Here is an 18,216-nt window from a genome sequence, read left to right as displayed (position 1 = left end):
ATGTTCAAAGGCATTATTGGCGCGCTGCGTGTCGATCTCGGCATGAACTCGGCGCAGTTCCACAAGGGCGCGTCCGAGGCGACGCTGAGCATGCGCAAGATGCAGGCGGACTTCTCTGGGCTGGCGAAGGAGTTCGGCAAGATCGGCGGGCGGATGTCGCTGGCGCTGACGACGCCGCTGGTAGCGCTGGCCAAGCAGGCGATGGATCTGCAGACGGTGCAGGCCACGGCGGTGGCGCAGGTCGATGCGGCGCTGGCCTCGATGGGGCAGACGGCGGGCTTCACGTCTGAGCAGCTGCAGAGCATGGCGAGCGGGCTGCAGGGCACCTCGCTGTTCGGCGATGAGGATATCCTCGGCAAGGTGACCTCGACCCTGCTGACCTTCGGCAATGTCTCGGGCGAGGCCTTCATCGGCGCGCAGCAGGCGGCCTTGGATATGTCGGCGGCGCTTGGGCAGGATCTGCAGGGCGCGGCGATCATGCTGGGCAAGGCGCTGAACGATCCGCTGCAGGGGTTGTCGTCGCTGAGCGAAGTCGGCGTCTCCTTCTCGGAAGGCCAGAAGAACACGATCAAGACCATGGTCGAGCTCGGCGACGTGGCGGGCGCGCAGGAAAAGATCCTCGATGCGCTGCGCCAGCAATACGCCGGGCAGGCGCAGGCGCTGCGTGATCTGCCCTCGGGCCAGATCAAGGCCGCGATGATGGATATCGGCGATGCCATGGAGCAGGTCGGCGCGATCATCCTGCCTGTGGTGGCTGACCTTGCCAGGGGCGTCTCGGATCTCGCCCTGGCGTTCCAGAGCCTGTCGCCCGAGACCAAGCGCTTCGTGGTGATCGGCGGCGCGGTGGCGGCCGCCCTTGGTCCGGCGCTGCTGGCGCTCGGCGGCATGGCGGCGGCGGCCTCGGCGCTGTTGCCGGTGGTGGTCGCGATCGCCTCACCGATCGGGCTGCTGGTTGGCGGCTTTGCGGCGCTGGCCACTGGCGCCGTCTATGTCGGGGTGAAGCTGAAGGGCGCGATCGACCGCGTCGGCGGCTTTGGCACGGCGCTGGATCTCGCCAGGGACGTGGCCTCCGAAGCCTTCGGGCGGATCGGTGACGCCGGCCAGATCCTGCAGAACAAGATGGCGGTGATCTGGCAGACCATCGAGGTCGGCGCGCTGAAGATGCTGGTGGCGGTGCAGACCAAATGGGCCGACTTCCTGCACGGGCTGAAGGACCAGCTGCGCGATGTGCCGGGCATGGATGACGCCTATCTCGCGGTCGGCAATGCCGCGATCTCGGCCGGCGCGGGCGTCTATGAGACGCAGTCCGCGATCGACGGGTTGCGCGACAGCATCGCGGGCATGCAGGCGGAGAACGCCAAGCTGGCGGCTGGGGTGACGGCACCGCTCAAATCGGTTGCCGCCCTGAAGGCGGCGCTGGCGCAGACCTCTGACACCGGCGAGGCGGGCGGAAGGGACGTTCAGGCGGCAACGGTTGGCGTGACCCGCGCGCTGGACGACACCGGCGACGCCGTGACCGATCTCGACAAGAAGCTCGGGGGTCTCGGGCGCAAGGGCAAAAGCCCGATCAAGGATCTCAAGGAAGAGGTGACGGAGCTCGGCCGGGCGGTCGAGGGGGCGGTGGCTTCCTTTGCCTCTGGCGACATCGCCGGCACGATTGGCGATCTGCGCTCTGGCGTGGGCGCAGCCGCTTCGCAGGGCTTTGGCGATCTGATCCAGTCCTCGCTGAAGGTCGGCGGCGCGGGGGTCAGCGCGATCACCGATGGCCTGTCGGGCGCCTTTGGCAGCGTCACCTCGGCCCTTGCGGGGGGGCTGTCGATGGCGGGCATCGGCAGCGCGCTGTCGGCGGCCATGCCGATCATCGGCGCGGTCACGGCGGGGATCGGGCTGATCAAGAGCTTCTCCTCGAAGAATCTGATCGGGTCGGGCCTGCAGCTGGGCGTGCAGGAGGGCGGTCTGGCGGGCGGCACGTTTGAGACCACCCGCAAGAGCAGCTGGTGGGGCCTGAAGAAAAAGACCTCGACCAGCCTGACCGGCTTTGACGATGCCACGCAGGCCATGCTTGGCGATCAGCTGCGCGAGGTGCAGGACACCGTCGCGCAGGCCTTCAAGCTGGCAGGGTCCGGGGTCACCACATCCATGGTGGCCGGGGTCAACGTCGCGCTGGACAAGATCGACACCAAGGGGCTGTCCGAGGCCGAAGTGCAGGCCAAGGTCGAGGCCTGGTTCGCGGGCTATGCCGACACGGTCACCCAAGCCTTTGCGGGCGTGGCGTTCGATCAGCTCCAAAGCCTGGCCGCCGTGAAGACCATGCTGGAGCCGCTGGGGCAGGGCTTCTGGGGCAATCTGCAGAACATGGCAATCTCTGGCGATGCGCTGGTCGGCATGGCCGGGGGGCTGGAGGCGCTCTCGAGCCAGATCTCCAGCTTCACCGAAGGGTTCTATAGCGACGCTGAGCGCTTTCGCATGGTCAGTGCCTCGGTGCATCGCCAGTTTGCCGACCTCGGGCTGGCGGTGCCGCAGACAGCGGCGCAGTTCCGTGATCTGGTGAACAGTCAGAACCTGATGACCACGGCGGGCCAGCAGACCTATGCCAGCCTGATGGCACTCTCGGACCAGTTCCTGGAGTTCAACACCGGAACCCAGACCCTCTGGACAGGCCTCAGTGATGTGACGGCAATGCTGACGCCGCTGGGTCAGGGCTTTGCCGGCACGGCGGAGGCGATGATCTGGGCCTCGGATGATCTGATCGCGGCGACGGGCGGCCTTTCCAGCCTGTCGAGCCAGATCGCCAGCTTCACCAACACCTTCTACTCGGAGGGCGAACAGCTCGGCATGGCCAGTGATGAGCTGGGGCGGCGCTTTGCCGAGCTGGGGCTGGCGGTGCCACAGACGGCGCGCCAGTTCCGCGATCTGGTGACCGGACAGGACCTGATGACCGAGGCGGGGCGCGGCACCTATGCCGCGCTGCTGTCGCTGTCGGAGCTCTTCGCGAAAGTCGAGGGCGGAGCCTCCAGTCTGGCCGGAATGGACCTCTCAGCCGCCTATGACCTGGGCAGTTACTACGCCTCGGAGTTCGACGCCAGGATCGCCTCGATCGCGGAGGCGCGCGGCTATGCGGCGGATGTGCACGCAGCCGGTGACGCAGGTGTGACGCTGGCCGCCAGCCTCGGGCGGCTCAGCGAGGGCGACACAGCGCAGACCAACGCGCTGCGCCGTCTGGTCGATCTCATTCAGGGCTGGGACGCGATCGGCATGCCCATCGAGCGGGAGTTTTGAGCGATGTATATCTCACGCAAATTTGCCCCGGATCTGGGGCTGGTGCGCTGTTCGATCCCTGAGGAGGATGCGCCGGCTTGGGCTGCGGGCACGAGCTATCCGCTGAATGCCCGGGTGGTGCGCGATCACCGGATCTATCAGTCGGCGATCCCGGACAACCGCGGCCTCGATCCGCTGGCTGAGGATCAGTCGGTGGTGGCGGCGCGGTGGGTGTTTGATCGCTACACCAACGCCTTCGCCTGCTTTGACGGGGTGCTGAACAATGCCACCGTGGCCTCTGAGGATCCGGGCGCAGAGGTGCCCTGGCTCGATCCGGCGTTCGGGATCGAGCCAGCCTCGACCCCGGTCATTCTCGACCTGCCGGGGCTGTCGGGGATCGACACGCTGATCCTGTTCGGGGTCAGTGCCAGCCGGGTGCGATTGATCTGTCTGGACCTGAACGAAAAGGTGCTGCTGGACCGCGAGAGCGGTCTCTCGGGGCGGCAGGTCGGGAATTGGTGGGGCTGGTTCTTTGATGCCTTCTCGGCCTACTCGGACAAGTTCATCGCGCTTGATATTCCGGGGCCGACCCGGCGGATCGTGCTTGCCCTGCAGGGCGCGCAAGTTCGGCTGGGCGAGATCTTCCTTGGCGCCAGCTTTGCCATTGGCGCGGCGCAGGTCGGCGGCACCGAAGGCCGCTCGATCAGCGGCAGCCGCTACAGCTTCAACGACTATGGCAGCCTGACGCTGGCCAAGGGGCCGACACGGGTCGAGATGGATTATCGGGTCGTCGCCTCCAAGGCGCTCTGGGATCAGGTCAAGCCTGAGCTGGATCGCAACTCCGGGTCGCTGGTGGCGGCCATCGGCTCCACCACGCGCGCCTCCAGCGTCCAGTTCGGCATTCTTGGCCCCGTGAAGTGGGGCGAGGATCTGCCCGATGAGTACGAATATTCCTTCACCATCACAGGAGTGGCCTGATGCCGGTTCCAGACTTTACGCCCTTCAATGGCCTGCTGCCCTCCGAGGGCGATCCCGTGACCTTTCCGTCGCGCGCGCAGGCTCTGTTTGAGTGGTTCACGGGAACGGGCGCGCCGCAACTGGCGGGGCTGTCGTCGGGCGTCAGCAGCGCGCTGGCGGAGATGCTGGTCGCCTACGATCAGACCAACAGCGCCAATGTCGATGCGCAAGCCGCGCGGAGCGCGACCGAGGCTGCAAAGACGGTGGCGCAATCGGCGCAGGCCGGTGCGGCGGCTTCAGCGTATAATGCGCAGGCCGTCGCGCGTTTCTTTGAGGCGTTCGATGATGGGGCGGGCTCTGGCCTGAAGGCCCAGCCGGTCCGCTATGAGGGGGAGACGGCTGAGGTCGGGACGGCCGATATCGGGTCGCACCTTGAGGCAACGGCCAGCGGCTATGATCGCCCTGGAAACCCGGTTCTCAATGCGGGCACCTATCGCGGCAGCTACGTCTGGCAACGCTGGGTGAAGAGCAGCCGCCTGTCGCTTGGCGCGCTCAAGGATGCCACCGCCGCAGAGACAGCCGCACGCATTGCCGCCCTTGCCACTGAGGCGGCGGCCCGCACGGCGGCGCTGGCTGCGGAGGCGCTCGCGCGCGAACAGCGGATCGCCGAGGTGCAGGGCGGGATCGCTGCAATCTCGACAGGCGAGCGTCGCCGTGGATCATGGAACCCGGCAACGCCCTTTCCGGGTGGCGCTGGTGTGGCTGCGGGGGACTGGTGGGAAGTCTCCGTCGCCGGGACGCGGGACGGCCTGACCTTCGCAGTAGGCGATGGTGTGCAGGCCTTGCAGGCTGAGCCCTCCACCACTGTGGCGGCAGGCCATTGGGACATCAAGCGGCTCAGTGCCATTGTGCCGCGCATCTACACGACCTCCAATGTGCTGCTGGCCTCGTTCGAGGCGTCGCGGGGCGAGGGCGCGCTCTGGCAGACGTTCGACAACCTGCCCCTGAAGGAAGCAGCAGCGGATGCCGTCGATGCCCACTTTGTCACGGCTGGCGGCGTGAAGTTGTACGGCGTCCCGGTCAACGGCGTGATGAACGCGCGCCAGATGGGCGCGGCCTGTGACGGTGTGACGGATGACACCGACGCGCTGAACCGGTTCTTTGCCTACTGCGTGGCGAATGGTCTCTGCGCGCGTGTCGATGGTCCGGTGCTGATCACCGGGCCGATCCTCTTTCGGACAAACTCTGGCCGCGGTGCACCGGAGGATGCGGGCCTGCCCGAGAGTGGCCGCCTTGAGTTCGTCGGCAGGGGCAGCATTCTCGTCGGGGCGTCCAACACGCGGGGGTTGATCCTGCATGGCCGGGGGATCAGGACCAGCGATATCCGGGTGATCTACAGTGTCTTCCAGGACCCCACGAACCCCGAAAGCATCGGCGTCGCCTTCCGCGATCTGTCGCACTCCAAGCTGGGCTTTCTTGAGGTCTTCGGGGCCGCGAAGGGCTTTGCCCAGGATCCAGCCCTGGCGAAGAACTGGTTCTTCGACAATGAGATCGACGCGCTGCGGGCCTTCCGGTTCTCTGTCGTCGGGGTGAGTATCTGGCCCACAAACGAAGGCAATACGCCCAGCGTGATCCATTCTATCTCGGTCCTGGCCCCGTTCGCGTCGGGCGGCGAGCCTCTCAGCATCACCCGCTCTGGTGAGGACGGAACCAAGGTCACCCAGCTGCAGCCGGGCCTTGCCGTCGCCGTGCAGCTGCGGGGGACCAAGGGGCTTGTGGTCGACAATATGGTGATCGAGAGCACCGCCGCGTCGGATGCGCTGCTGGACATCCGCAATTGCGACGGGTTTGAGATCGGCACCCTGCACTTTGAGGGGGTCGAGCTGACCGCGCGATATGCCGCTCTGGTTGCTCTGCAGGAGAGCTTTGGCCGCATCGGTGCGATCACCGGGTACGACATTGCGACCGGTGGCATCAGTCTGGCCACGGACACCTGCATCATTCGCGGGCAGGGCGATGCCTATGTGGATTGCAACGTGATCTCTCTCACGGGCAAGCATTATCCGGGGGCGAGCGTGAGCATCGTGCGCGGCGCACAGGGCAATATCGCGCGCATCAACAAGTGGGTCGATAAGGTTGTCCCCTCGGGCACCGGCGGGAATTACGTTCTCGGCGCGCCGCATCTGCCGGTGACGGACTACACGCCGGGCGGGGTGCATATCCCGCTGATCTCCTATTTTGACGGGATCGAAGTCCTGCCCTGTGTTGCGGCGCAGGGCGTCGGATCGACAGTTGTCGATGCCGCCGGGGGCGAAGTCGTTCTGACCTTCAACGAGTTCAGGGATAGCTGTGCGATGTATGACCCGGCAACGGGCCTGGTGATCATCCCGCGCTCGGGGGTTTACAGGGTCAGCGCGAAGGTCAAGGCGGAGGATGGCTTCACGGCCACGGTCGTCATTCGCCGCAATGGCACCGACATTCTGAACAAGTGGACCCATGACGCGGAGGGCGATCCCGAGCAGGACACCCTCAACCAGAGCCACGGTCCGGACATGTTGTTGAACGCGGGCGACACGCTGAAGCTCTACCTGAGGTCGGGGCGCGCGCGGATCGACATCACCTGCAACTTCTCTGTCGTGTGGAGTGCGTGAGGGCTGCGCGAATGACACTCAGACGAAACGGCGGAGGACGTGCATGTCAGATCAGCAGAGGCTGGAACGGATCGAACAGACGCTCGACAAGCTGTCTGACGTGGTGGTCCAGCAGGCCCGTATGCAGGAACAGCTTGTGACGCTGTTCAAGCGGATGGATCGCTATGACCGGGAACAGGGCGCGCTGGCGCAGAAGTACACCCACGATCAGGCGCTCCTGGCAGAAAAGGTCGTGCTGCTGGAGCGCCTCAGCATTGGTCGGGGCATCTTCTTTCGCGCGCTCGACAAGGTGGTCTGGCTGGTCGTGGGCTGTCTGGTCGCCGCCGCTGTGGCGCTGCTTGAGAGGCCGCCCTGAGGCCCTCCAGTTCGCCCGCAATAACGACCCAAGGCCCCGGATCTTCCGGGGCCTTTTGCATTGAAGGAGAAAGATATGCGGAGCAATTACCCGGCCATCCAGTCATGGATCGGCCTGTCGGAGGGTGGCTATGTGCATCACCCCGACGATCCCGGCGGCGCTACCGATCGCGGTATCACGCAGGCGACCTTTGACGCTTGGAACCGGATGCACGGCCAGCGCCTGCGCGCGGTGCGCGGGGTCTCCAAGGCTGAGGCCGAGGCGATCATCGCGCACCAGTACCTCGACAAGGTTGGCGCGGATCTGCTGCCCTCTGGCCTTGATTACTGCGCCGGAGACTACGCGGTGAACTCTGGCGTGTCGTGGGCCGCGAAAGAGCTGCAGCGGGTGCTGGGCGTCACGGTTGACGGCGTGGTCGGGGCGCAGACAATCGCTGCAGCAAATGCGTCCGACATCGAGGCGGTGATTGCCGCGCTCTGCGCCCGGCGCATGCGCTTCCTGCAGGGGCTGCGAACTTGGCGCACCTTCGGGGCGGGCTGGTCGGTGCGCGTCATCGGCCAGCAGGCTGGCGCGCAGGTGGCCGATTGCGGCGTGCTCGATCGTGCGACCCGTCTGGCGCGGGCGGCAGCAATCATCCCGGCCCCTGTGCACAGCGCCCCGGCCAAGGCCCGGCAAGCAGATCGCTCAGGCATCGCGACGTTCCTGTCGCGGTTCTTTAACGCGCCTGGCGCAGCCTGAGCGCAACACCTTGAAAAGGAGATACCTGATGGCTGGATCCATTGGCCTGTTTATTCGCATGGCGCTTTATCTTGTCGGGGCCTTCGTGGCCGGGCAGGGCTGGGCGACGTTCAATCCTGACGCCGGCACGCTGACGATCGCTCTCGATCCGCTGGTCGAGGTGTTGGCGGGCTTTGCCGTCTTCGGTGGAACGTTTGCCGCCAGCCGCCTGGTCAAAAAACGCGGGGGCACGACATGAGTGCACTGCTGTCACGGATCTGGCTGAAGCTGGTGGCCGGAGCGGCTCTGGTGCTCGCGGCGCTGGTCGCTGTGCGCGGGGGCGGCCGCCAATCAGCGCAGATCGATCAGGCGCGCGAGGATCTGCGGCGCACCGATCGGGGCAGGGCAGCAGCTTCTGAGGCGCTGCGCTCCGATCAGTCGCCCGAAGAGATCGCCCGCCAAAATGATGAGGCGTGGAAATGAGGGGCGCGGCGGCTGCGCTGATCGTCCTGGCCCTTGCCGCCTGCGCGCCCGAGATCCCGAGCGGGGCAGGGTGTCAGACCTATGGAGCAGAGCGCAGCCACATGCCGAGGCCGCTGCCCGACAACGCCCTCGGCGTATGGATTGCGGTTACCGACGCGGCGATGACCGGCGCTTGCCGGTGACTTGATCGGGGCGACAACGCCCCGCCAGCAGAGACAACGTGCCCCTTGCACGGTGGCAGCGGTGCAACAACGCAGCCACCGCGCAGTATCGTTTGGAGACCAGAAGCACCGTCGCCAAACCTTCCGGAATCGTCGCCCGTAGCCGCGAGCGGACGGCGATATGGAGCGGCTAAACAGAAGGCAAGACGGCGCGAACGGCCCGAACCGGACCTTCGTCCTGAGCGCATCATAGGTTCAGTGGCAGCCCAAAGCTGCCGGTCGTACAGGGCAAGGCGTAGCCGAAGCGTTAGTTCGAAGTTGCCGCTCGACGGAACCAGCAAGACCCCGTTTCCATTATGGAGTGTTTCAGGCTAAAAGAGGCAATATCTAAAAGAAGCGACATGCAGTGCTAGTAGGGGAATGAACATTAACAGCTCAGCGCAACTATCTGCTTTGACGCGACTTTTCTCTGCCTCCGTTTACCGTGAGATGGCGAAGAAAGGCCGTTCCGGCTTGTTCCGTCGGCTTATTGGACAGACCGATCTGATCCATGATGTCTACTCATGTGCGACGGTAGGCGACACCTTCGACTCGGCATTCGAGAATCTGAAAGTTGCAGGAAACCGCGACGAATACATTTATCGCACGGCAATTAGCCACAAAGTGCTGATGGGGACCCATTCTCTCAGCACGGCCTCAATGCTCAATGAATTTCGCGCAGGTAACTGCAAAGCAGATCTAGTTATCTTGAATGGTACTGCGACAGTTTATGAAATCAAGTCGGAGCGGGATTCCCTTACACGTCTGGCCAATCAGGTCGAAAACTACAAGCGCGTTTTTGCAAAAGTCAACGTTATAGCCAGCGAAAGTCATGTGAAGGGGGTACTATCAACCGTCCCTAACGACGTCGGGGTAATGTGCCTTTCCAAGCGATATCGGATCAATACCGTCCGCGAAGCGGTTGATTGTCCAGAACGCATCTGCCCACTGACTGTTTTTCAGTCTCTACGTTCCGCTGAAGCAAAAGAAATTTTAGAGACGCTGGGAGTGACGGTGCCGCAGGTACCCAATACGCAGCGGCACGCCGTGATGCGCGACCTTTTTGCAACGCTTGACCCTGTACGACTACATATCGAGATGGTGCGGACCCTCAAGCGGACACGCGATCTTGCACCGCTAGGCGAGCTGGTCAATTGTATGCCAAAGTCCTTGCAAGCTGCGGCGTTGTCAGTTTCGGTGCGCCGCTCTGATCATCAGCGCTTGATCGACGCCATAGCGACCCCGCTGCACGTAGCCATGACCTGGAGCTAGCTGACGCATGTATCACCCCTATTTTCGCGGAAAGCAGTTTGAATTAATTACGATACGCGAGATGGCGGAATTATTTGCCGAAATGAACTTCGTGCCTGTTATTGAGCCCGTCCGCGAATCGTTAACCGGGCTCAAAAAGGCCTTGGAGGCTGTATGCAGCGCCGGTGGACACGCGATTGTAATCGTGAACCCCAATTACGGCGACCACCAAGAGGACGGGGCGAACATAACCAGCCTTCTTCAAGAAGAGTTCAGTGACTTCGAGAATATCTACGCTGGCATCCTACTGCGCAGCAGCATGACGGTTAAAGACGTGATGACGTGCTTTGAGCAACACGCGGATCATGATCCTGTTCTGGTCCATGCAGGCTTCACGGCACCCAAGGAATTGGCGGCGGCGCTAGTAGAGGACATGTCCGAACTCACCAACGTGTTCGTGGAAGATCATGCAAAGCTGCTCTATCGAAAACATTTCGATAAGAGCACACGTGTCCTAGTGCGCGATGGATTCAAGAGACAACGCAATGCTGATTATGAGGAGATGGAGGAGTTCTCAGATCTTCATGTTACTTATGGCGATCTGGGCATGGTGGGCTTTGGTGACTTTCTCACGGTCGGCGACGCCTACAGCGAGGGTGGCGGTCCGGCCTATGCTGTAGCGATCCATGTCACGTTCATCGATCCTGACAAAGACGATGTCATGTACATCTATCACTTCGTCTCGGACACGAAGGACACACCGACTGATCCTGCAGGAAAGTTTGCCCAAGCGCTGGCGAAGCTGATCGCGAAACTAGACAGCGGCAGTTCGCATATACTAGAGACAGAGGCAATCAAGGAATTTCGTCTGCTCCACGAAAAAGGTCATTTCCCAGGCCTTGGTACGGTGAAAAAGCTTTCGATGAAGCATCATATCGAGACTCTAGCGGCTTATCTGGGTTAAGCGAAATGGCTAAACGTTTCTGTTGCCCGGAATGCTTTGATGATCGTGCCTTGCGCGGTCAGCTCTTTCCATCGCTAAATCCTGACCACGGGACGTGTGATTTTTGTGGAACTACAGACACTCAACTTCTCGAGCCGGAACAGCTTGCGAACTATTTCGAGTTGCTGGTTAACGTCTATGAGCCGAGCGAAGGCGGAAAGTCTTTGATCGAATGGATGAAAGACGATTGGCAACTCTTCAGCCATGAGCGGATGGACACAGCACATGCGAAAGAACTGCTCGGCGAAATTCTCAATGACGGTGATATAGTCCGACGCGGCTTTGCCCCAGCAGCAAGCTATATTAGCAAAGGCCTCGCGCAATGGGACAAGCTGCGTGATGAGATGATGTATTCCAATCGTTGGTTTCTCAACGTCGCTATAGACGAAGATCGGCTTAAACTTCTACTCGACATGCTTATTGTGCCGGAATTGCCCCAGGATTGGTACCGCGCTCGCATCCGTAGCGAAGATGAGATAATTCCAATTGAAAAAATGGGAGCGCCACCGCGACGGCGTTCGTCCAATGGTAGGGCCAATCCTGCCGGCATTCCCTATCTCTATCTTGGGTCACTTCCAGATACGGCCATTGCCGAGATCAGGCCTCATACAGGCGAGGTTGCTTGTGTCGCTCATTTTACGATTCCCGAAATCAAGGCCGTAGACTTGCGCAATCCTCGCAAACTCGTCTCCCCTTTCATCCTAACCGACGCGAGCGAGATCGGTCAGCTGCGCGCTGACTTGCCGTTCCTCGAACGCCTGGGGGAGGAATTGACGAGGCCGGTTCAGCCTTCTGGCGCGGCGATAGACTATATTCCAAGCCAGTATCTGTGTGAGTTTATTAAGAAAAGTGGCTTTGACGGCGTAGTGTACCGAAGCTCAGTTAGCGATGGCATCAATCTTGCTCTATTCGATCCCAAACAGGCAGTCGGCGAGAATGTAACTATCTACAACGTAACTAAGGTGACGGTAGAGGTAGATGCCGTTTAGAGAGAGTACCATTGTACCGCGGGTAACCTATTGCGCGCTCCGGCAACGGGCTGCATGCTGCAGGGAGTATCCGGTCCCGACCGTTGGGCTGTGGTTATGTAAAACACAGTATCTGCGTAAGTACTGTCCGGAGTTGCGGCTCGCACTGACGTTTTCTATCGGAAAATGCGCTCAAAATTGACCCTCGCGCTAAAAGTGGCAAAGCAGCACGAAAGACCACTACGACAGCTGAGCTTGCAAGAGTTGTGTACGTCTTTAGAACAATGACCCGAGCCCTCGAAAAAAGAGTGTAAGCTTTCCCTTCCCCTGCCCCCCCAAACGAAACAAAGGTCAGCATGAGTACATCTGAAACTGTCGATTTTCCGATCTGTTCCTGCCCTTGTGGCAATGGGAAAATAATAAAATCAGTCACAACACAGGACAATCCTTGGAGTAGCGCTGACATCGACTACTACATCGGCTGCAACGATTGCTCTAAGGTTTGGCAGATTGAGTATCAATCCTTGGTATCGAGAGAGGAGGCCACGGCCGCCAAGAAGGCGGCGAATGACTACTGGTCGTCCCGCGAAAACCTACTGTCACTTATCAATCCGTTGGCTGATAATTATTTTGAAAGGCTCTCGGCGCCGTCTATGGCCGCCGAACATCGTGAGATGTGTCGACTAGGGATCTCAAGCTCAGACATCAGAAATTATCGAAGACTACGAAACTCTGGACAGTCATTTTCCTCTATTTGTGACCCATTGCGCAACGCAGGCTGGGTAAAAGAGTTGATTTCTGGTTCTGAGCTGCATGTGGAGTATGAGGCGCTGTTTGCTGCAATGAATGATGCGGATGCCAATAAGCGACAGGCGGAGAAAGCCATCAAACGATTGCCAATTATAGGCTCGATCCCAAGAACGCGTTATTGACTTTTCGGAGCTGTAAAGGCTTTGCCTCCTCCCGCAGAACGACCAGAACGCTACCTATGCCAGAGCGTTTATCGGCCTTGACGGGCAGCTTTTGGGCGATAGGACATCCAGTAGGCGCGACTTTGCAAACGGCGCTATCTGCGCAGCGCAGTCATTGGTGTTGGGTGCAGCGAACGGCAGTTCTCCGCCCTAGACGTCCAGCGCTTCGCAGCAGCAGCGAACGACCGCTTCCCGCCCTTCGTGTCGGCGCCACGAGTCATGCTGCACCAGGTACAAAGGTCGCGAATGGGCTGTCTGCGGGTATACGCTGCGCTCCGCTTTAATGTCCGCTCTGGCCGACCAGCGCTTCCCTCAAGCAACAGCCTCTTTAACCATGGCGACCAGCCAGTCCCTGGTCAGGTCGCGCGCCTCACGCGAGTCGTAGGCGCCCTGATGTTCAAAGCCATCGGTAACAGCGACCGACATCTGGTTGACATGCAGCCCGGAGCCAGCCTGCACAGTGCCATCGCCCTGTGCCTTTGGCCCGTCCATTTGAAGGGTACGGCTGAAGGTTTTAGGTCCGCCTGGATCATTGGGGTTGGAGCCTCGCAGGCTCACCCTTCCAGAAGAGGCATTGGCGACCGGGTTGACCGGATAGGCGCCTGCAAACCGCTCCATCGGTCGCCATGCGACATGGTCGCGAGTCTTGCGGGCCGTCCCGTAGAACATCCGGGTGTTGGGGTGATAGGCGTTGTTCTCTAACGGGACGTGAAAGCTTCTGGCCTTGTTGATCTGCCGCAGGCAGGCAGTCCATGCCTTGGTCGGGTTGCCACCGGGGTCCAGCAAGGATCGGTCCACAAGGCGATACCAGTCCACGGCATTGGCATAGATTTCCGCATAAGGGTCGGCCCTAGGGAGCTCCCACAACTTGTTGCCTACGCCGTCAAGTGCCCGCAGCCAAGGCTTGCGTCCCGGGACATCCTTGTAGACCCGGTTCGGTGCCAGCTCCAGCGGACCGGGCATGTTGGCCGCCGTGGCTGTGACCTGAGCCTGATCACTGCCCAGGACATGGCGGGTCGCGCCTTCAAAGCCGCCGCGGATACGCTTGTAAAGCTCGGGCGAGCCATGAGTCGGCATGGCACCATGGATCACACCATGCACGTCAGAGGCCTTGCCAAGCAGTTGCGTGTAACCGCGCGCTACGAGCCCACCCATCGAATGCGTGACCAGAATTGGTTTCATGGACTGCCTGTTCAGTCGCTCCGCTTCCTTTGACGCTACGGCTCCGGCCTCAGCAACGACCGCTCCCAATCCTGCTGCGGAGGCTCGGTTGGAATCCGTCCAGTTGTAGGGATAGGCCCACACCATGAACCGGATCATGACGACGCAGCCGTCGATCCGGGTGACTTCGTCGCGGGCAAGCCAGTCCAAAAAGGGCAGGTAGGTCCCCAGCAGACCGTTGCGCCCCCGGTCGGCGCGCCAGCCCGATCGATGATGAGCGACCTCCAGATAACCGGGCGAGAACGAGCTGCCGGGGCCGCCGATAAGCATTCGTTTCTTCGCGGCGGCACCCGAAGTGGCTAGCCCGATGGTGTCCCATGCTTGGCTCCAGGAGCTGGCACCGGGGTCCCAGACAACCTGTTTGGTCGACGCGTTCCGCAGCCGGCTTCCCATGATGCCGGGCACGAACACGACCGGGCAGATGACGTTGAGCGGACAGCTCTGAGTGGCGCTTCCCGTCATACTAGGGCCTCGGCCGAAGGCTCGTCAGGATACTGTCCCACAGGGCGCGGGACGTTTGCGTATCGTAGGGTGGGGTGTCGGCGGATTCAGCGTCCTTGAAGAGCTCTGCGCCGATGGTGACGAAAGGCTGGCCCGCTTTGGCCTCTTGTCCGGCCGAGGCCATGAACCTGATCGCGACGCCGTCTTCACGTCCGGTGGCACCGGGGGTCACGATCTGAGTCTCATATCCAGGCTGATCGGCGATCTGCCGAGAAGTGGCGTTCGGAGACAGTGTCTTGGCGGGGTCAGGGATATCCGAGGGCGCGCGCAATCCGTCCGAAATGGAGAGCGTCATGCCATAGCCCACCATGTCTGGGTCGTGAATAAAGGCCTCTACCACCTGCCAGTCGAGGCGCTCAGGGTAACGTCCGCTGTCAAGGCAGAACCCGGGCCCATCTTCGTCGCGCAGACCCTCCGCGACATGCGTGAGCATGGCCAGCTCGTCCGCCTCATTTTCCTGCGTGATGGTCCCAACCAGCTTGAAAACTGTACCGTTCTGGCGGCTGTAGGCCTCGACTTCGTAAGACTCCAGCACGACGCCGGGGATGTCGATCACGACATCCGACGCAAGGATGGTCGTTCTGCCATTTTCACGCGCCCATCGTAGGCGGGTCTGCTCGCCCGAGGCGTCGGTTTCGCCGTCCTCCAAGCTGCGTCGGCGGGTCTCTACTGTTGTTCTGAGAGTTTGCTCATCCATCTGCCCCAGGGTCGTGACCTGAAAACCGTTGAGCAGAGCTGCATCGATGCGGATCTCGAACCCCTCAGGAATGTTCAGGTCATAGCGTCCGGCGCAGACCGCTCGGGTTGCGAAAGGTTGTTCCTGCATAGGCTCACTCCATACTGAATGCGTCACCGCAGCGGCAGCGATAGCTCCCCCAACGATCAGGAACGCGGTGGTGCGCGTCGATCTGCCAAGCGACATCGTCATTCCCAGTCTTTCATTTCAAGCATCCACAAGCGAATACCGACTCCGCGTGAGCGATCGCTCAGCATCTCGCGCAACGATAGGGGCCATGGGTTGCCCTGCAACAGGCTTTTATCAACCAGTAGGCGCATGGCGGTACCGCGCTGATCCGATTGGCTGAAGCCGCACTGGATCAGCCAGGATCTCAGCCGTTTCAGCAGGTTGTACCCCTCCTGAAAGGTCATTTTCCCGGGGTTTGCACCAGATAGGGCATAGCGTATCTCGTCGTTGACCCGGCGTCTGTCGATCTCTGCGTTCAAGGCGCCCCGCAGGTCGTCGTCTATGGCAATTCGCCCGGGCCTTGGCTGATCGCTGCGGGTCGGTGTCACGGTCCAGCAAGCGTTCCCCTGTTCGACCTTCAGAATCAACAGGGATATGTCCTGGAGTAATCCCGCTGCAATCGGATGCCCCATCAGGTCTGGGGTCGAGGCGATGGCCGCCCAGAAGCTCTCGGTCCAGAACCGAAGGTAAAACCACTTCCCCTCCGTATCGCGCACCTTCGTGAACTTGCGGAAATGCCTGCGCAATGCCTCCAGAGACATCGGTGACCGGAGCAGAAGACTGGCGTCACGATCCCAGAGATCCGAAGATCCTTCACCCTCCGTAAAGATGGATCGGGTGAAACGGTTGTTCTGTTCAAGGCGCACGATCCAAGGCGCCACATCCCTGAAGTCGTCGGCGGCCTTACCCTGGAAGAGGCATCCATGTTCCAGCCCCGAGTCCTCCAGACTCTCGACCAGTCCAAAGACCCGAGCTGCATCGAGAACGGCGAAGGTGTTTAAGGAGCGCTGATCCGCCATCAAGGGGCCTTCTGAAAACAGAAGGTCACGCAGGGCAGGCGGGATCGTCAGCGGAGACGCGACCCCGAATTGAGGGCCCAAGGGTGCAAAGTCAGGGATCACATCAATACCCGGACCAAGATCGCTCAGTTCCAGGGATGCGTCACCGTACCATGGCCAGCCACTGTCAGGCATCTCCGCCGCTGCCTCGCAAAAGAAATTTCCCGCATGGTGTGACATACGATCGCTCCGGGTGCCACAGCCGAAATGCGATCAGCAATCCGACCTTGAGGCAGGGGCTGAACATCTACGAAGTGCTCCCCAGTTCATTGAACCTGCATGAACTGGGAAACCTTGGCAGAGCCGCCAAAAGACACCCTTTAAAAACAGTTCCTTGGACGGGATTTCAATAGCTTGGCTGGTTGGCGCTTCGTTCACATCGAAGATGTCAGGGGTCCAAATCCCTTATCACCCACCAGTCTACCTCTTCGATAACGGAAACCGAGAGAAGTCTGGACCCGAACGCGGATATCGGCTCAAAGCCAGCTCCGAGACAGCGAAAAGGAAACGGAAGGAGACAGTGGCATTAACCACGTCATGAACCAGGAAACATAACGCCAGGGCGGGTCAGTTCTCGAGGACCTCCAAAGCCTGCGACCAATTGGAGCGCAGCGGCATCGGTCTGGCGATGGTTCTGAAGTACGTCAAAACCTCAGGTGGAAAAATACAGCTAATCTCTGACGGGCTGCGCGGGGCGTCTTTTGTTCTGACCTGGCCGAAACATCCAACTAAAACCACTGCGGCAGAAGACCTTACGGGATGAGCGCCGTGGCCACAGAACCGAATTCCAATGCGGTGACCATCATATTGGTTGAGGATGATGATGGTGACGCCAAGGCCGTTCGGCCCCTTACTGAAAGCGCGCATCGGCAACCCGATAATGCGGCTGACGGATGGCATCGAAGCGCTTGAGCATCTGCGCGGCGAAAAAGGAACGCCACCGGAGAAGTCTATTCTAATGGTCGATCTGAACATCCCCCGCATGAACGGGCTGGAGTTTCTGGCCGAGGTTCGCAAGGACCCGAACCTGCACCGCGCCATCGCGTTCATCATGACCACCTCCAACGAGGAAAAGGACAAGGTTGCGGCCTACGGCCAGAATATCGCCGGGTACATCCTGAAGAACACCGCAGGCGAGGACTTTCTGATCGTCATCGAAACGCTGGACCACTTCTGGCGCGTTGTTGAGATGCCGGACATCACCCTAGGCCCGGCTGCAGCAGAGTAACGACATTGAAGATATTGATTGTGGATGATGATCTAGTTGACCGGAAACTGGTCGAAAGGCTGGTGCGCCAGATCCATGCTGGCGCTGACATCTAAGGCTTTGAGAGCGCAAGGCAGGCACAGGCTGCGGATTTGAAGCATGTCGATGTGATCTTTCTGGATCAGCGAATGCCGGACGGAGATGGCCTCAGCGTGCTAGAACCGCTGGCGGAAAAGTGGCCACGGGCAGCGATTTTTCTGATGACGGGCCAAGCGGACGACGTTGTCGCAAAGTCGGCCATCCTGCTTGGGGCAACTGACTACATTCCAAAACGCTCAATCAGCCGGAACGCGGTAGAGCGTCTGCTGAAGACAGGGCGAGATGCCGCTGAAATGCGCTGGAAGGTCGAACAGCAGCAGGAGATTCTGACCTTCGCGCATGTTCTGGTGCATGATTTCCGCGCCCCGATTGTGCAGGCCAACAGCATTACAGAATTGCTGGAGGAGAGCATCAATGACGGCGATCAGGATGCCATCCAGACAGAACTTGCGCTGCTGCACAAATCCACCGGGCCGATGAGTGAGCTGATCGATAGCCTCAGCTCTCATATCCGGAATGATCGCGCCGCTGAAATGGAGGTAAGTCCCTAAAATCAGATGCCTTGGGCACG

The 18,216-nt window shown here is 60.8% G+C and carries 17 protein-coding genes and 1 tRNA gene; 15 read left to right on the top strand and 3 right to left on the bottom strand.

The window, feature by feature from the left end; all coding sequences use genetic code 11:
- The 12 genes from F3W81_RS06770 to F3W81_RS06715 all read left to right on the top strand — a co-directional run bounded on the left by F3W81_RS06770 (position 1) and on the right by F3W81_RS06715 (position 12,775).
- Complete coding sequence (locus F3W81_RS06770) at positions 1–3,279, top strand: phage tail length tape measure family protein (RefSeq protein WP_193082857.1); 3,279 nt, start codon at positions 1–3, stop codon at positions 3,277–3,279.
- 3 nt (positions 3,280–3,282) lie between these two features.
- Entirely contained in the window at positions 3,283–4,236 is a 954-nt protein-coding gene (locus tag F3W81_RS06765) for a hypothetical protein (RefSeq protein WP_193082856.1), read from the top strand.
- Positions 4,236–6,866: a hypothetical protein gene (locus F3W81_RS06760; protein ID WP_193082855.1), complete on the top strand. Its 2,631-nt coding sequence runs from the start codon at positions 4,236–4,238 to the stop codon at positions 6,864–6,866. Before F3W81_RS06765 ends, F3W81_RS06760 begins: the two co-directional genes overlap by 1 nt.
- A 43-nt stretch (positions 6,867–6,909) precedes the next feature.
- Positions 6,910–7,221, top strand: coding sequence for a hypothetical protein (locus F3W81_RS06755; RefSeq protein ID WP_193082854.1), 312 nt, complete (start codon positions 6,910–6,912; stop codon positions 7,219–7,221).
- A 75-nt stretch (positions 7,222–7,296) separates the two neighbouring features.
- Positions 7,297–7,959, top strand: coding sequence for a glycoside hydrolase family 108 protein (locus F3W81_RS06750; protein WP_193082853.1), 663 nt, complete (start codon positions 7,297–7,299; stop codon positions 7,957–7,959).
- A gap of 28 nt (positions 7,960–7,987) precedes the next feature.
- Complete coding sequence (locus F3W81_RS06745) at positions 7,988–8,197, top strand: hypothetical protein (protein WP_193082852.1); 210 nt, start codon at positions 7,988–7,990, stop codon at positions 8,195–8,197.
- The gene (locus tag F3W81_RS06740; RefSeq protein ID WP_193082851.1) at positions 8,194–8,421 is read left to right on the top strand and encodes a hypothetical protein; all 228 of its coding nucleotides are present in this window, start codon (positions 8,194–8,196) and stop codon (positions 8,419–8,421) included. Before F3W81_RS06745 ends, F3W81_RS06740 begins: the two co-directional genes overlap by 4 nt.
- Positions 8,418–8,603: a hypothetical protein gene (locus F3W81_RS06735; RefSeq protein ID WP_226941898.1), complete on the top strand. Its 186-nt coding sequence runs from the start codon at positions 8,418–8,420 to the stop codon at positions 8,601–8,603. The genes F3W81_RS06740 and F3W81_RS06735 overlap by 4 nt, the downstream gene beginning before the upstream one ends.
- Positions 8,604–9,002: 399 nt before the next feature.
- Positions 9,003–9,893, top strand: a complete 891-nt coding sequence (locus F3W81_RS06730; RefSeq protein ID WP_193082849.1) for a sce7726 family protein — start codon at positions 9,003–9,005, stop codon at positions 9,891–9,893.
- 7 nt (positions 9,894–9,900) lie between these two features.
- Positions 9,901–10,836 carry a sce7725 family protein gene (locus F3W81_RS06725; protein WP_193082848.1) on the top strand — a complete coding sequence of 312 codons (936 nt, stop codon included), beginning with the start codon at positions 9,901–9,903 and terminating at the stop codon, positions 10,834–10,836.
- A 5-nt stretch (positions 10,837–10,841) separates the two neighbouring features.
- Positions 10,842–11,864, top strand: a complete 1,023-nt coding sequence (locus tag F3W81_RS06720; protein ID WP_193082847.1) for an RES family NAD+ phosphorylase — start codon at positions 10,842–10,844, stop codon at positions 11,862–11,864.
- Positions 11,865–12,199: 335 nt separating this feature from the next.
- Complete coding sequence (locus tag F3W81_RS06715; RefSeq protein ID WP_193082846.1) at positions 12,200–12,775, top strand: hypothetical protein; 576 nt, start codon at positions 12,200–12,202, stop codon at positions 12,773–12,775.
- A 351-nt stretch (positions 12,776–13,126) separates the two neighbouring features.
- On the opposite strand, the gene F3W81_RS06710 is transcribed toward F3W81_RS06715, so the two are convergent.
- The 3 genes from F3W81_RS06710 to F3W81_RS06700 are packed head-to-tail and all read right to left on the bottom strand — an operon-like array spanning position 13,127 to position 16,519.
- Positions 13,127–14,497 (bottom strand): lipase family protein, encoded by a 1,371-nt coding sequence (locus F3W81_RS06710; protein ID WP_193082845.1) that lies wholly within the window; start codon positions 14,495–14,497, stop codon positions 13,127–13,129.
- A 1-nt stretch (position 14,498) separates the two neighbouring features.
- Positions 14,499–15,464 (bottom strand): T6SS immunity protein Tli4 family protein, encoded by a 966-nt coding sequence (locus tag F3W81_RS06705; RefSeq protein WP_193082844.1) that lies wholly within the window; start codon positions 15,462–15,464, stop codon positions 14,499–14,501.
- Positions 15,461–16,519, bottom strand: coding sequence for a DUF4123 domain-containing protein (locus F3W81_RS06700; protein ID WP_193082843.1), 1,059 nt, complete (start codon positions 16,517–16,519; stop codon positions 15,461–15,463). The genes F3W81_RS06705 and F3W81_RS06700 overlap by 4 nt, the downstream gene beginning before the upstream one ends.
- A gap of 160 nt (positions 16,520–16,679) precedes the next feature.
- Here F3W81_RS06700 and F3W81_RS06695 point away from each other — a divergent pair.
- The 3 genes from F3W81_RS06695 to F3W81_RS06685 all read left to right on the top strand — a co-directional run bounded on the left by F3W81_RS06695 (position 16,680) and on the right by F3W81_RS06685 (position 18,196).
- Positions 16,680–16,757 (top strand) — tRNA-Val (locus F3W81_RS06695).
- A 462-nt stretch (positions 16,758–17,219) separates the two neighbouring features.
- Complete coding sequence (locus tag F3W81_RS06690; RefSeq protein WP_193082842.1) at positions 17,220–17,567, top strand: response regulator; 348 nt, start codon at positions 17,220–17,222, stop codon at positions 17,565–17,567.
- 146 nt (positions 17,568–17,713) lie between these two features.
- A complete protein-coding gene (locus F3W81_RS06685; protein ID WP_193082841.1) occupies positions 17,714–18,196 on the top strand; it encodes a response regulator in 483 nt (160 codons plus the stop codon).
- Positions 18,197–18,216: the final 20 nt, after the last annotated feature.

Origin of the sequence: Pseudooceanicola spongiae, from assembly GCF_014899185.1 — a bacterium.
Classification (GTDB): Bacteria; Pseudomonadota; Alphaproteobacteria; order Rhodobacterales; family Rhodobacteraceae; genus Pseudooceanicola; species Pseudooceanicola spongiae.
The sequence above is the reverse complement of the archived record's forward strand: the minus strand, read 5'-3'. Positions and strand labels throughout refer to the sequence as shown.

What these genes read in the sequence shown, in the direction of transcription:
- F3W81_RS06770 (WP_193082857.1), top strand. Translation starts at nt 1, where the DNA reads ATGTTCAAAGGCATTATTGGCGCGCTGCGTGTCGATCTCGGCATGAAC.
- F3W81_RS06765 (WP_193082856.1), top strand. Translation starts at nt 3,283, where the DNA reads ATGTATATCTCACGCAAATTTGCCCCGGATCTGGGGCTGGTGCGCTGT.
- F3W81_RS06760 (WP_193082855.1), top strand. Translation starts at nt 4,236, where the DNA reads ATGCCGGTTCCAGACTTTACGCCCTTCAATGGCCTGCTGCCCTCCGAG.
- F3W81_RS06755 (WP_193082854.1), top strand. Translation starts at nt 6,910, where the DNA reads ATGTCAGATCAGCAGAGGCTGGAACGGATCGAACAGACGCTCGACAAG.
- F3W81_RS06750 (WP_193082853.1), top strand. Translation starts at nt 7,297, where the DNA reads ATGCGGAGCAATTACCCGGCCATCCAGTCATGGATCGGCCTGTCGGAG.
- F3W81_RS06745 (WP_193082852.1), top strand. Translation starts at nt 7,988, where the DNA reads ATGGCTGGATCCATTGGCCTGTTTATTCGCATGGCGCTTTATCTTGTC.
- F3W81_RS06740 (WP_193082851.1), top strand. Translation starts at nt 8,194, where the DNA reads ATGAGTGCACTGCTGTCACGGATCTGGCTGAAGCTGGTGGCCGGAGCG.
- F3W81_RS06735 (WP_226941898.1), top strand. Translation starts at nt 8,418, where the DNA reads ATGAGGGGCGCGGCGGCTGCGCTGATCGTCCTGGCCCTTGCCGCCTGC.
- F3W81_RS06730 (WP_193082849.1), top strand. Translation starts at nt 9,003, where the DNA reads ATGAACATTAACAGCTCAGCGCAACTATCTGCTTTGACGCGACTTTTC.
- F3W81_RS06725 (WP_193082848.1), top strand. Translation starts at nt 9,901, where the DNA reads ATGTATCACCCCTATTTTCGCGGAAAGCAGTTTGAATTAATTACGATA.
- F3W81_RS06720 (WP_193082847.1), top strand. Translation starts at nt 10,842, where the DNA reads ATGGCTAAACGTTTCTGTTGCCCGGAATGCTTTGATGATCGTGCCTTG.
- F3W81_RS06715 (WP_193082846.1), top strand. Translation starts at nt 12,200, where the DNA reads ATGAGTACATCTGAAACTGTCGATTTTCCGATCTGTTCCTGCCCTTGT.
- F3W81_RS06710 (WP_193082845.1), bottom strand. Translation starts at nt 14,497, where the DNA reads ATGACGGGAAGCGCCACTCAGAGCTGTCCGCTCAACGTCATCTGCCCG.
- F3W81_RS06705 (WP_193082844.1), bottom strand. Translation starts at nt 15,464, where the DNA reads ATGACGATGTCGCTTGGCAGATCGACGCGCACCACCGCGTTCCTGATC.
- F3W81_RS06700 (WP_193082843.1), bottom strand. Translation starts at nt 16,519, where the DNA reads ATGTCACACCATGCGGGAAATTTCTTTTGCGAGGCAGCGGCGGAGATG.
- F3W81_RS06690 (WP_193082842.1), top strand. Translation starts at nt 17,220, where the DNA reads ATGCGGCTGACGGATGGCATCGAAGCGCTTGAGCATCTGCGCGGCGAA.